13 protein-coding genes are annotated in these 12,475 nt (G+C 37.5%); 4 read left to right on the top strand and 9 right to left on the bottom strand.

Translation table 11 applies throughout. The features are described from left to right. Positions 1 to 500 precede the first annotated feature (500 nt). From QM524_RS16230 to QM524_RS16215, 4 genes are all read left to right on the top strand, one after another. Positions 501 to 1,031 carry a PAS domain-containing protein gene (locus QM524_RS16230; protein ID WP_095164134.1) on the top strand — a complete coding sequence of 177 codons (531 nt, stop codon included), beginning with the start codon at positions 501 to 503 and terminating at the stop codon, positions 1,029 to 1,031. Between the two features lie 121 nt (positions 1,032 to 1,152). Continuing rightward, positions 1,153 to 2,451, top strand: a complete 1,299-nt coding sequence (locus tag QM524_RS16225) for a PQQ-dependent sugar dehydrogenase (protein WP_283345378.1) — start codon at positions 1,153 to 1,155, stop codon at positions 2,449 to 2,451. 10 nt (positions 2,452 to 2,461) lie between these two features. After that, entirely contained in the window at positions 2,462 to 2,884 is a 423-nt protein-coding gene (locus QM524_RS16220) for a c-type cytochrome (RefSeq protein ID WP_283345377.1), read from the top strand. 255 nt (positions 2,885 to 3,139) lie between these two features. Beyond that, positions 3,140 to 3,787, top strand: a complete 648-nt coding sequence (locus QM524_RS16215; protein WP_283345376.1) for an Ig-like domain-containing protein — start codon at positions 3,140 to 3,142, stop codon at positions 3,785 to 3,787. Positions 3,788 to 4,002: 215 nt separating this feature from the next. Here the strand turns inward: QM524_RS16215 and QM524_RS16210 are convergent, their stop codons facing one another. The 9 genes from QM524_RS16210 to QM524_RS16170 form a co-directional block, all read right to left on the bottom strand. Continuing rightward, positions 4,003 to 4,656, bottom strand: coding sequence for a MarR family winged helix-turn-helix transcriptional regulator (locus tag QM524_RS16210; protein ID WP_095164130.1), 654 nt, complete (start codon positions 4,654 to 4,656; stop codon positions 4,003 to 4,005). Positions 4,657 to 4,800: 144 nt separating this feature from the next. After that, positions 4,801 to 5,208, bottom strand: coding sequence for a hypothetical protein (locus QM524_RS16205; protein WP_283345375.1), 408 nt, complete (start codon positions 5,206 to 5,208; stop codon positions 4,801 to 4,803). Positions 5,209 to 5,213: 5 nt separating this feature from the next. Next, on the bottom strand, positions 5,214 to 6,536 hold the full coding sequence (locus QM524_RS16200; RefSeq protein ID WP_283345374.1) for a TolC family protein: 1,323 nt from the start codon (positions 6,534 to 6,536) through the stop codon (positions 5,214 to 5,216). A 180-nt stretch (positions 6,537 to 6,716) separates the two neighbouring features. Beyond that, complete coding sequence (locus tag QM524_RS16195) at positions 6,717 to 7,856, bottom strand: ABC transporter permease (protein WP_283345373.1); 1,140 nt, start codon at positions 7,854 to 7,856, stop codon at positions 6,717 to 6,719. Continuing rightward, positions 7,853 to 8,788, bottom strand: a complete 936-nt coding sequence (locus tag QM524_RS16190; RefSeq protein WP_283345372.1) for an HlyD family secretion protein — start codon at positions 8,786 to 8,788, stop codon at positions 7,853 to 7,855. Before QM524_RS16190 ends, QM524_RS16195 begins: the two co-directional genes overlap by 4 nt. Positions 8,789 to 8,876: 88 nt before the next feature. Beyond that, the gene (locus QM524_RS16185) at positions 8,877 to 9,575 is read right to left on the bottom strand and encodes an ABC transporter ATP-binding protein (protein ID WP_283345371.1); all 699 of its coding nucleotides are present in this window, start codon (positions 9,573 to 9,575) and stop codon (positions 8,877 to 8,879) included. Between the two features lie 320 nt (positions 9,576 to 9,895). Then, on the bottom strand, positions 9,896 to 10,609 hold the full coding sequence (locus QM524_RS16180) for a hypothetical protein (protein WP_283345370.1): 714 nt from the start codon (positions 10,607 to 10,609) through the stop codon (positions 9,896 to 9,898). A gap of 4 nt (positions 10,610 to 10,613) precedes the next feature. Next, positions 10,614 to 11,378, bottom strand: coding sequence for a LytR/AlgR family response regulator transcription factor (locus QM524_RS16175; protein ID WP_166579458.1), 765 nt, complete (start codon positions 11,376 to 11,378; stop codon positions 10,614 to 10,616). Continuing rightward, complete coding sequence (locus QM524_RS16170) at positions 11,375 to 12,421, bottom strand: sensor histidine kinase (protein ID WP_283345369.1); 1,047 nt, start codon at positions 12,419 to 12,421, stop codon at positions 11,375 to 11,377. The genes QM524_RS16175 and QM524_RS16170 overlap by 4 nt, the downstream gene beginning before the upstream one ends. Positions 12,422 to 12,475 lie beyond the last annotated feature (54 nt).

Genomic DNA, 12,475 nt, shown 5'->3' with positions numbered 1-12,475 from the left:
AGTGAGTTGTGAATGATTTTTCCTAAAATTCACATTTCACCAGTAGCGACGCAATGATTGCGTCTTAAGTCGAGTTATATCTATCCCCAAAAAGCGGTCGAAAATTACTTTTCGACCGCTTTTTTGATGAATAATAGGAGAATAAACCTAATTCCAAAATTCGGGAAGATTCATGTTTGTTAAAAATACCAAAGATTTCTACATTACTTAGTCGCAAAATATTGCGTCTCTACAATTTACCCTAACCCTTCCCATAACCATTCTGATTTTCAAATAGATGTAGGCACGTTTAGGGTTTAGGTCTAAAATATTTCTTAGGTCTAATGAGAATCAAATCGCTGATTTTTATGTATATTTAAAATTGAAGTATCTGATAATCAGTGTGTTAGTTTTTGTTTTGTTTATTCTATTTTAGAAAAAGTTCAAACAAAATCAACGATTTTTAGACTTTCACTCTTTATTTTTTACTAAAATATCGATAGACCTTAAACAAAACTTGTATGTTTGATTTGTCCTCAGACAGTAGTTCGGATGCCTTTATGCGTATCCGCTTGATTCATCCGCTACTGATTGGCAATGAATTTATGACACCACCTATTGCCTTGTCCGAAGAGGCACAAAATGATTATGAACTAATTTGCCGTTATGCCATCAAACAAGGTTGGATTCGTTGGGCAGATTTTCGTTTACACCTTAAAAATCCTTCACATGCTGTAGTGATTACTGACCCTCAACAAACAATTTTGTTAGCTAGTACTGGTTTTGAGCGTATGACTGGTTATACGCCTAAATTTGCCAGAGGTAAAAAACCGAAATTTTTACAAGGAAAAGACACAGAAGCCGATGTGCTCGCACTAATACGTGAACATATCCAAAAACGAATTCCTGTGGAGGGTGTTTTGACGAATTATCGTGCTGATGGCGAACCTTATCTATGCAAAGTACAGATTGTTCCAATGTTCAATAAATCGTATGAGTTGGTCAATTTTATTGCCTTGGAAAATGAAGTGTTTCCCAACACAAAGCCATAACCAATAAAGCCCAATAGAACATTTTACCGAATTTTGTAGTTTTGGTTAAAACATCATTAACCATGCCGATGGCGTATGTCCATTGGTAAAAACTAAAAATCAGCATTAAAATCATTTTCCAATGAAAAAAAGCATTATTGTCTCCGCTTTGTTTGGGCTTTTGGTAAACACTTCCTTGTTGGCCAACACTGCTCCAAAGAAATCCCCTAAAGCACAGAAATCTATAAAATTAAAAGCTGATGTTGATAACGGTGGTTTGACACTCCCGAATGGTATTGGTGCCTTAGTGGTAGCCGATGGCTTAGGAAAAGCTCGTCACTTGGCTGTAGCTCCCAATGGCGACGTATATGTTCGTCTGAATAAACTGGTAAATGGTAAAGGTACTGTGGTGTTGAAAGATACCGATGGCGATGGAAAAGCAGACCAAAATACTTCCTTTGGAAACTTTTTGGGTACAGGTATCGTCATTGGTAATGGCTATTTATACGCCTCGTCTGATACCTCAGTGGTGCGCTATCCAATGAAAGATGGAAAAGTAGATGAGTCGGCTGGAGAGACAATCGTAACAGGATTGGAACACTACAGCGAACACGGTTCGAAGTCTATTGAGTTGGATGACAAAGGACATTTGTATGTGACTTTTGGTGCTCCATCAAATGCGTGTCAGGAGAAAAACCGTCAAAAAGGTTCTAAAGGAATGGATCCTTGTCCGATTTTGGAATGGCATGGAGGTATCTGGCAGTTTGATGCCAATAAGAAAAACCAAAAACAAGCTGATGGTGTGCGTTATGCTACGGGCTTACGTAATGTCGTAGGTTTGGATTGGAACAAACAACAAGGTGAATTGTATGCTATGCAACACGGTCGTGACCAGTTGAATACCATGTTTTCGACTTTGTATAATGCTGAGCAAAATGCAGAATTGCCTTCTGAAGAGTTTTGCTTAGTAAAAAAAGGCTCTGATTTTGGTTGGCCATATTGTTACCATGACCGTTTCCAAAACAAAAAAATGTTAGCGCCAGAATATGGTGGAGACGGCAAAATTCAAGAACGTTGCGAAGGTAAAGACCAGCCAATTATGGCTTTTCCTGCACACTGGGCACCAAACGCCTTGTTGTTTTATACAGGAAATCAATTGCCAGCAAAATATAAAAATGGTGCATTTATTTGTTTCCATGGCTCATGGAACCGTGCTCCGTTGAAACAAGGTGGTTATTTTGTGGCTTTTGTTCCTTTTGGTAAAAATGGAAAACCATCAGGCGAATATGAAGTATTTGCAGAAGGCTTTGCAGGTGGTAGCGAAATCAAAAATCCTAACGAAGCAAAGGCGCGCCCGATGGGTTTGGCGCAAGGTCCAGACGGTTCATTGTATATCAGTGATTCAGTAAAAGGAAAAGTTTGGAGAGTTATCAAAAACTAAACATCATCTCATGTTCAAATATATTGTTACTGGTCTGTTGTTGGTAGGAATGTTAGGTTCAGCAGTTTCAGCAAGATATAGTCAAAAACCTACTTCTCCTAAGGTCATACAAGCAGACTCTGGTCAGCTAGTTTATGAAAATTACTGCTTGGCTTGTCATCAAGAAGATGGGAGTGGAGTCCCAAATTTGAATCCACCATTAATCCAAAATGAATGGGTTTTGGGTGATTCAGCCCGATTAATTAAGGTTGTACTGAATGGACTAAAAGGAGTAGAAGTTGCGGGAGAAAGTTATTCAAATGAAATGCCCTCTCATGATTTCTTAAGTGATCAAGACATCGCCAATGTGCTTACGTACATTCGTAAAAGTTTTGGGAATAAGTCAAGCGCCATTACTCCTGTCATGGTAAAAATGCAAAGAGCTAAGAAATAACGATCTTAGTAAAATACTTGATTTTCAGTAAAATAGCTTTCCTAATAAGGCTTTAATTCTTTAGTGATAAACTTTTTTAGAGTTTTGACACTACTGAGTTAAAGCCTTTTTTGGGAACTAAATATTGAAATTTTATAATTTTATGTAAGAATATTATTAAAATAGTGCTAAATTTGAAATAATATTTGCTATCCCGCCATTTGTAGCAGATACCTATCTTTATTGAACCCAAACTTTATTTTCTAAACAACCTCTATGAAACAGTTTTCCTTAGCTTTTGCTATGATGGGTCTCCTTGTCATGGGAATATCCTTTTGTGCACATTCTCAAATCAAAGCACGTTCAAGTCGTGATGTCTTGTTTGATGTGAAAGTAAATGATGATAGTCGAGCTGTACTCAGCTGGGTAAGTTCAGAAGGGCATCGTCCTGCAAGATTCATCGTTCAACGTAGTAAAGACAATGACACTTTCTTTGACATTCGTGAAATTCCAGTAAAAGAAAACATGGCCGATGAGAGACTCCAATTCACCTTCACTGATTCCAAAATTCTTCGTTATTCAGAGTATTATCGCATAGTAGAATATGAGCAAGATGGACAGTTTAATGTCTATACTTCGATTGCAGCTAAAATCACTTCGCCTATCATTGTGGCTCGACAAAATGACCGTAATGTGATTACCGTCACAGTAGAAAATAATACCAATGTGACAGCATTGGTTGGTACTGAGTCAGGCTTGGGTGTTCCTTGTGAGCAAGAAGCTACCACAGATGCCAATAGCGTAGTCTTGAAATCTTTATATCCTTTAAACTCTGGTAGTTATGTCGTTAAGCTCCGTTCTCCTGGTGGTGAAAGACAATTTAAGTTTACCGTAAAAAGTGATGAACGTATGATTTCGGATTAGTTTTTTCTTTTGAGTGAACAGGCAAAAAGGCACAGAGTGTTTTAGGGTATAGGGGTGAGGGTATAGGGATTAGTTTTTTATAAAAAAGTTGAAAACGTAGGTTAAATTGAGTAGATGGAGTGTAGTTTAGGTTTTATCCTAACTCCTAACTCCTAACTCCTAACTCCTAACTCCTAACTCCTAACTCCTAACTCCTAACTCCTAACTCCTAACTCCTATTTCAGTAACTCGTCTAGGCTTGCATTTTTGTTGTTCATGAAAATATCGTTATGATAGAAATCGAGCTTTTTCATGAGATAGGAAAGTGTCGTGATTTCTGATGGCGATAAGTCTCCTACTACGATGCGAGAGACTTTGCTCATTTCTGGAAGTACGTTCATTACTTCCATTTTCCCTTTCTCTGTAATACTTACCCTAACGCTTCTTTTATCTGTCAAATCAGAGAATTCATGAATCAAGCCTTGTGCTACTAATCGTTTGATTACTTCTATTCCTGAAGTTTTTTCCATGACTTGTTTCGAAATCAATTCGGTTTTGGTCAGGCTTTCAAAGGTGATAAGGGTGATTAAAAAGGCAAATTCGTCCGCTGTTTGAATGATACTGTGCTGTAAAGCCTTCTTGATATATCCTTTGGCATAGCTAAATAACAATTTAACCAAGATGGCAACATCGCTGTTACTTTCTTGACGGACTATATTCAAATGCTGCTCTTTGTCTCCGCCCATTTTACGCATCTCAATATCCTTGCTTGGGCGTTGGGTGTTGAGATACCCCAAAAAATCATCTAAAGTATAATCATTTCCACCTTTATATTCTGTATGAAATTGATCGAGATGCTCTATTATTTCTATTAAAACTTGCTTATTCATGAGCCTCAAAACCGTTATGTTGTGGTAAAGCATTCAGCAATCAGCTATGGGCAAACGGTAAAGTATTAAATATCTTAAAACTTTTGGTCTAATGGCTATAGCATACTGCCTGAACGATATAACTGAATATCAAATTTACGCAAATTATTGCTTATTCAACAGGGCGGTGCCTTTGCCCAAAAGCTGTCCAGATTCATTGTAGCAATAAGCCTCAAGAAATTTCTGTTGGGTGTTTGGGGTAGGTAACCAATCTATTTCAATGGTGAAATCATGGATAGACTGCTGATTCATAATCAAATTAATACAGTGAAAATTGGTGAGCTGGAAATGATCTCCATATTCTACAAATCGTTTGTAAAGCTCTAGGGATTGCAGTAACAAAGTGTCAATCGAAAAGCTTTTATCTTCTTTCGTATAACCATTATTTTTCGAAAAGAATAAACTAAAATTATCGGCATCCAAATTCCAATTTTTTAACTCGAAGCCAAAAGACTCAATCGATGAATGAGTTATTTGAATGCTGTGATTGATGGTATCAGGTCTGAGAGTCATGTGATTTATTTTTTGAATTTTTCGAGAAGGTTACCACTAATGTATAGCCTATCCATAAAAGTCTTATTGAGCTGCTCTTTGAGTTGTAATTGTTGTACAAGTGCTTTTTGTAATGCGCTTTCTTGCGTGTTTAACTCAGAGGCTTCAAGTTGTCCTGTTTGAAGGCGAGCTTGATAGATGTCTAGGTTTTCTTTTAAAAGGACGATGTTTTTTTCAGCAAATGCAATCTCTTTCTGGAGTCTTTCGATGGTATTCGAATTTTGTAAAATATCCTTATTTTTTTGAGACTTATACTCTTCCTTTTGGTTTTCTACTACCGTGAGTTGCTTCTTGAGTTGCTTGCTCAAATTGATAGATTTGTCAGGTGCGAAAATGGGTAATTTCACAGAAAGACCTACATAGCTATTGCCAAACCATGAATTTGCTAAAAAGGGATTGATACTTTGCGTGTATTGGTTGGCGCCAATGTATCCTTGAACTCCCAATGTTGGTCGGTACTGGTTTTGCTCTGTTTGAATCTGCTGATTGAGCAGTTGTTCTTTTGTTAAGAATTTTTGAAAATCAATACTTGATTCAAATGTGGAGTTATTCGGTGTGTTCTCCAAAAAATCGTTGATAGGGGCATAGGAATCAGCTAACAGTTTTTCGAGACTGATATTGGTAAGATAATTCAAATAAATTTTCTCATTAATTAGGTTTGAAAAAGCTTTCTGAAATGCCGATAGGTTATTGTTATGATTGATTTTGGCAGTATTCCATTCGGTTTTCAATATTTTCCCCTCTTTAAACTTTGCCTCCATCATAGCCATAGAAATATAACTGCGAACAGAATCAGAGGCAGATTCTTGGCTTTGTAGCTGATAAAGCAGTATTTGACTGTAGGATTTAACTATTTCAAAGACAAAATCTTCTTCTGCTTTTTTGAGATCCCAATTTGCCGAGGCCTCATTGATTTTACTTTCCTTAATCTTACTTTTTAAGGACAAATCAATCAAGGGCTGATACACCGTAACTCCTGCATTTTGCTGCCAATTGCTACCAAATCGAATAGCCTGTGTTTCGGTAGTAGGCGTACCGCTAAATAACCCCGTAGGAACTACCTGTGTGGCAATAATCGGGTTGTAACGGTATTCATAAGCTAAGGCAATTTGAGGTAAAAACTTAGATTGAGCATCCAAACTTTTTAGAGCAGCCACAGCAAGATCTGCTTGAGCTGTTTTGATGCTAGGTCTATGTTTTAAGCCATTTTCGATACATTCATTGACTGTAATTTGAGCATACATGGAATGTGCCAATAGCAAACAAATGATGATTAGTATTGATTTCATAAAATATCAAGCTATATCGAATGATGAATTAGGAGTGTACGAAGGATAATAAAAACCATTTATTTCAGATATCGGATGTGGGATTTCGGAAGTGTAATCTTTTATATTTTATCAACAATAGAGGTATTTTACTTTATTTCCGAAATCAGAAATCCCAAATCCGCAATTCAAACCTAACCGCTATCCTCTAAATACCGAGGCTGGCTCGACGCCGTTGATTTTTTTGATGGCAAACAAAGAACCTCCCATTGAGATAAATAGCGTTATGACAAATAATCCCAGTATCTCCCAAGTCGAATAATTAATGGCCAATCCAGCATTTTCTACCCCTTTTTTGAAGCCTATTAAAAGTGCAAAGGCAATTGCAAAACCGATGATAGCAAAAAAGAAGGATTGCAGTAAAATCAAATTTCGGACATAGCTGTTGGTTGCGCCAATGGCTTTGAGCGTACCATAATCCTTGATACGGTCGAGTGCCGCCGAATACAATGTGAGTCCAATAATAAAGAAGCCACTGATGATGGCAAACACAACCAACGACCCTACACTTGTACCGATATTGGATGAGATGGTGATAAAGCTAATCGTGGAGGCTTGAAGCTCGTTGGCATCCCAAGCACGAATACCATAAAATTTGGTGTTAATGCTTTTGATAACAGAGGCTACATCGTAACCCGGCTTTACTTGGATTGCTACGATGCTGACCTTATTTTCAGGAAACCCACCATAGTATCGAGCTTTGCTCAGTGTGGTATAAAAGAATGCTCCAGCAAAACCTCTTGCATTTTTAGTTTGCAGGCGCACCTCAGCTTCTTTTCCATTAATTTCGACTCTAGTGCCTACTTCTAGTGCTGCATCAAAGGTCTTTTGGTCAAAGAATTCCGCCGACATAGCCTGGTCTTGGGCTAGGTCATTGATTTTGCCTTTAAAAACCTTTACAGGATTTGGGCCTGCCACAAAAACAGGTGCTTCACTTCCAATTAATAAAACAGAGGCTGTTTTTCCATTTTTGAATTTTACCAAACCATTTGAGATTACTACAGGATAAGTATTAGCTACTCCATCAACACTTCTGATTTCTCGAACATATCGTTCGTCTAGCTTGCCAAGTTCGTTGGCATTGCGGGTAATATTGTCGATGACCCAAATTTGAGCAATATCCTTACGGGAGTTTTCTACGAGTCCTCCCATGAGACCAGTCAAGAAGCCAAGAATACCGATTTGTTGACCAATCAGGAAAATACTAATCACAATACCCACGATTACGCCAATACTTTTGGCGGTGTCGTATTTGATAAATTTAAAGGCCGTCAGTATCATAGCTTGATGTTACATTCAATTTTGGCATTGATTACGAGATTCTTATCATCAGCAACAGAGATGCGTATCTCGCGCACCCTTCGATCTTCTTGGTCATCTGCTTTTTCAGAAAAGAGAGATTTCTTTTTCAAGTAAGGAGCCATCGATGAAATTTGACCTTTTGCTATTACATTGCTACTACCAATATTGACGATTTCGACAGTGTCCCCAATTTTGATATTATTACTAAACATTTCATCTACCTCGGCTCTGATGATAAGCTTTCCTTGAGGAGCCACCTCCGCATAACTGGCAAATTGGCTAACAGATTCGCCCTGGTTGACGGCTCTGTCAAGGATTATACCCGCAAATGGAGCTCTGAATACTTTTTTCCCAGCTTCTTGATAAAGAGTTTTCAATTGTGCTTGAAGCTCATTCAGCTCACTATTGGCTAATTGTACTTGCGTTTTGGCCGCACTGAGATTGGCTTCTAAAACCTCTAGGTCTGTTGCTAAATTATCGTAGACTTGTTGCGTTTCGGCTCCCTTAGTAATGAGTTGTTTAGCTCTATCCAATAGTAATTTTTTGTTTTTGAGATTCGCAATAACCTCCGTTACCTTCGATTGTGTGATTTCAATTTGAGTACGTTGAGTCGCTATTTTTACTTTCAATTCATTGATTTTATTCTGCTCAGCATCATCATCGAGTTGCAGAATAACCTCATTGAGTTGCACCTTGTCACCATCATTTTTCATGACTTTTTCGACAATTCCACCAACTGGTGCAGATAGCTTGATAATACCTTCTTGTGGTTCTACTCTCCCGATGGCTACCACCAATTTTGTGGGAGCTTTGGGGTTAGATTGTTTTTGATTTGTTGACTCTTTTGATTGATCTTTATTACAGCCCATCAGTAGGGCTACTAATAGGCTCAATATCAAGTAATGCTTCATTTTGATAGTTATTTTGAATGAAAGTACAAAAGCGTATTTCTAAAAAATCAAACTCTTTTTGGTATACGTAATAAATCTCGGTGGTCAGTTAAAGAAGCATATCCTCTTCTTCCTGATGGTCGGAAATCATGCCGTTGTTGACGTAAATAATTCTATCTGCAAACTTTTTTAGTCTTAAATCATGCGTAACTACTGCCACTGATTTGCCTGTAGTCGAAAGCATTTTGAGTTCGTCCATGACGACTGATACACTTTTGGTGTCGAGGGCGGCTGTAGGCTCGTCGCATAACATCAAAGGGGGATTGGTTACTAGCGCACGAGCAATGGCAACTCTTTGTTGTTGTCCACCACTCAGCATCTTCGGAAGGTTATACATTCTATCCTCCATACTTACTTTGCGCAAGGCGTCTGTGGCGCGTTGACGTGCTTCTTTTCTAGAAATACCTAGGAGTAACAAAGGCTGCATGACATTTTCGAGCGCATTGAGCGGTGCCAATAGGTTGAAGCTCTGGAAAACAAACCCAATGTTTTGAAGACGTACTTTGGCAAGTTGATTCTGACTAAGCCCATTGATCACTTGGTCACAGATAGTAACCTCACCTGTGCTAGGAAAAATCACGCACCCTAAGAGTGATAGTAAAGTAGTTTTGCCAGAACCAGAAGGACCAATGATAAGTGTTAACTCATTTTTCCTGAATTCACAACTTGATGGTTGCAACGCTGTAATCACTGTATCCCCAGTTTTGTATTGCTTCGAGGCATTTGAAACACTTGCGACGATATCCATAAATAGTACGATAACATTTTACTTTGTCAAAAGTAATACGAATATTTATTAATAATATATGTTTTCGTGCTATATTTTTTGTAATAGTTCAAAAACATATATAAAACCTCTGGGGCTGGCAAATTGTTTGAAGAAGTTTAGGAAATGTTAAAAGGTGCTGAACATAGATATTTTATACCATTGATTTTTAGTTTTAAAATTGTTAAAAAAATAAGTTCAAGACTAAGTCTTGAACTAGTGTGAACCTCCACTTAGTGGGTAAATTTATTCACCCGTAACTTGAGTCTTGAACTAGTTAAGCTCCAGAATAAACGTCTGGTTTAAAAGCTAAAGCCAACCCTGATACTTAATCTATTGAATACTTCGGTAGATTTTTGGAGTTTTTCTGTCACGGAGGATTCTTGATAACGATAGCCGAGTCCGAGTAAAAATCCGTTATTTTCTTGAAAAAGAAGTTTGATACCTAGACCCACCGCAAAGGTTGCACCGCCTTGGTATTTGATGGTCGGAACATCATTGGATGTTGCATTGATACTATATCCTCCCTCCACAAAGTAAAATGGAATTTTGGCGGAGGTCGTACTTAAATCACCGCGAACACTCAGCACAACAGGGACAAAAGTCTGAACGGCATACAAATCTGCCCCTACACCAACGCCAAGATAGAGGAGCGGATTGAATCTATATCCGTTGGTTGTTTGAAACGAGAAAGCTGAGGTTGTAACACCATTGGATGCTCGATTACTCATAGCAAGCGGTCCGAGTTCGGTATAATTGACAAAGCCCTTTCTTTTGTAAGTAGCCTTTCCAAAATTCTGTCCAAGGGTATCTACTCGTTGGATTTCGGAATTAGTAAAAACCCATATAGATTGATCAATGGTTTGAATTGAAACTGAAGAAGCATCAGACTTCAGGAGTTTTCCTACAATTTGACTTCCATTTTTCAGATGTACACGATGTTGAGCTATACCAATAGTCTGATTGATTAACAAAATGAATGCTAGGAAAAAGGTCTTGATGAGATTTTTTTTCATAATATTATTGGTCTAGCCATGTCTTAAATTCTGAACATCGCTCTTTTGATACATAAATTTCTGATTCAAAATTAGGTTTAAGCTTTACGAGCAATCGCCCGTTGTACACGGCCTTGACAGTCGCGATAGAGGCGATTTTAGTAATGACTTTTCGGTTGAGGCGGAAGAAAAAGTCTGGTTGTAAAAGCTGTTCGAGTTGCTCTAAAGTGTAATCAATGATATATCGTTTGGCATCGTGACAAACCAAATACACAATTTTATCATCGGCAAAGAAATAGGCTATTTCATCCAGTGTTTTATACTGAAGTGTATCGCCAAATTTTACCAAAAATCTAGATTTATATTTTTTTTGATTGGTTTCTATACTCTGGATGATTCGCTGAATATCGAGCGAGTCGATGGATTTTCTGTCGTAGTTGAGCTGATGATATTTGTTAAGTGCTTGGCTCAAATCTTCAAAATCCAGTGGTTTTAGAAGATAATCTATGCTATTAATTTTGAAGGCCTGAATAGCATATTGGTCATAAGCTGTCGTAAATATGACAGGATTTTTGACAGGTATTTTCTTGAAAATATCAAAACTTGAACCGTCTGCCAAGTGGATATCTACCAATAATAGGTCTGGCTCTTGGTGTTTAACAAGCCAATTGGTAGCTTTTTCGACTGAGTCGACGGTATCTACCACATTAATGTTTTGGTCGTACTCAAGGAGCAAACTTTTGGCTCGTTGCGCAGAGTGATATTCGTCTTCAATAATCAATACTTTCATAATAGATCTTCAGAGGATAATTTAATAATGGGAATTTTTACCAGAAATTCATGTGTAGTTTTAATAACTTCCACTTTCAAAGGACTCAAGAACTGATAGCGTTGAATGATATTACTCAAGCCTTTATTGGTGGATTCCGTAGTATTAACCAGTTTGGGTTGTAAGTTGTTTGATAAAACTAAATAAGGGTGTTCGGTATAAAGTGAAATTTTCAAAGGGTTTGTACTCGTAGCGATGTTATGTTTGATGGTGTTTTCGAGTAACATTTGTAAAGCCATTGGTACAATTTGCCAATTGAGGTATTGTTCTTCTACCTTGATTTCAACAAGAATGCCTTCATAAAAACGCTTTTGCAAGAGAAATAGATAGGATTTTGTAAAATCAAGTTCCTCAGCAATGGTAATAAGTTCTTTATCATGGTGTTTTAATACATATCGATAAACATTTGAAAACTGCTTAACAAACTGGATTGAGCTGGTGGTGTCGGTGCTAATCAAAGAACTTAAAACACTCAGGTTATTAAATAAAAAATGAGGATTTATTTGATTTCGAATGGCTTGAAGCTGCGCTTGAGTACTGATTTGACGGAGCTTTTCGGTTTCGAGAGCCATCATCTCAAACTCATGCACATACAAATAAATGGTATTAAGAATATTGAGAAAAAGGTTGATTCTGAAAGCAAACATCAAAAATAGTTTGATCAGCAAACCAAAATTATCACTGGGTCTAACATCCCAAGTATTTGCAAAAATGTATCCTAACCCAACAGCTAAAATAGCGGTAAGCAAAATACTGCTTGCCATACCTAGCAGGAGTTTATACCATAATTTGGGATAATGAAAACGGGAAATAAATAAGTAAATAAGCCTATTACCTTCCCAAATACCCAAAATCAAGAGGAAAAACAAGAACAGTAGCTCTGGTTCTTTTAATGGGATAGGATAGTAGCTGAGGGTTTCGGTAACGAGTGTATTGGCAAAAGAATACACCGTGAGGATTATAACCCACAAAAATCGAAATGAATGAGCATATAGACTTTGCATAAATTGAGAAGAAAGAGTGGTATATCGATAACGGTTTTGAGTACGGGTATGTTT

Source organism: Flectobacillus roseus (assembly GCF_030056595.1).
GTDB lineage: Bacteria > Bacteroidota > Bacteroidia > Cytophagales > Spirosomataceae > Flectobacillus > Flectobacillus roseus.
The sequence above is the reverse complement of the archived record's forward strand: the minus strand, read 5'-3'. Positions and strand labels throughout refer to the sequence as shown.

What these genes read in the sequence shown, in the direction of transcription:
- QM524_RS16170 (WP_283345369.1), bottom strand. Translation starts at nt 12,421, where the DNA reads ATGCAAAGTCTATATGCTCATTCATTTCGATTTTTGTGGGTTATAATC.
- QM524_RS16200 (WP_283345374.1), bottom strand. Translation starts at nt 6,536, where the DNA reads ATGAAATCAATACTAATCATCATTTGTTTGCTATTGGCACATTCCATG.
- QM524_RS16205 (WP_283345375.1), bottom strand. Translation starts at nt 5,208, where the DNA reads ATGACTCTCAGACCTGATACCATCAATCACAGCATTCAAATAACTCAT.
- QM524_RS16225 (WP_283345378.1), top strand. Translation starts at nt 1,153, where the DNA reads ATGAAAAAAAGCATTATTGTCTCCGCTTTGTTTGGGCTTTTGGTAAAC.
- QM524_RS16190 (WP_283345372.1), bottom strand. Translation starts at nt 8,788, where the DNA reads ATGAAGCATTACTTGATATTGAGCCTATTAGTAGCCCTACTGATGGGC.
- QM524_RS16195 (WP_283345373.1), bottom strand. Translation starts at nt 7,856, where the DNA reads ATGATACTGACGGCCTTTAAATTTATCAAATACGACACCGCCAAAAGT.
- QM524_RS16230 (WP_095164134.1), top strand. Translation starts at nt 501, where the DNA reads ATGTTTGATTTGTCCTCAGACAGTAGTTCGGATGCCTTTATGCGTATC.
- QM524_RS16210 (WP_095164130.1), bottom strand. Translation starts at nt 4,656, where the DNA reads ATGAATAAGCAAGTTTTAATAGAAATAATAGAGCATCTCGATCAATTT.
- QM524_RS16175 (WP_166579458.1), bottom strand. Translation starts at nt 11,378, where the DNA reads ATGAAAGTATTGATTATTGAAGACGAATATCACTCTGCGCAACGAGCC.
- QM524_RS16215 (WP_283345376.1), top strand. Translation starts at nt 3,140, where the DNA reads ATGAAACAGTTTTCCTTAGCTTTTGCTATGATGGGTCTCCTTGTCATG.
- QM524_RS16180 (WP_283345370.1), bottom strand. Translation starts at nt 10,609, where the DNA reads ATGAAAAAAAATCTCATCAAGACCTTTTTCCTAGCATTCATTTTGTTA.
- QM524_RS16220 (WP_283345377.1), top strand. Translation starts at nt 2,462, where the DNA reads ATGTTCAAATATATTGTTACTGGTCTGTTGTTGGTAGGAATGTTAGGT.
- QM524_RS16185 (WP_283345371.1), bottom strand. Translation starts at nt 9,575, where the DNA reads ATGGATATCGTCGCAAGTGTTTCAAATGCCTCGAAGCAATACAAAACT.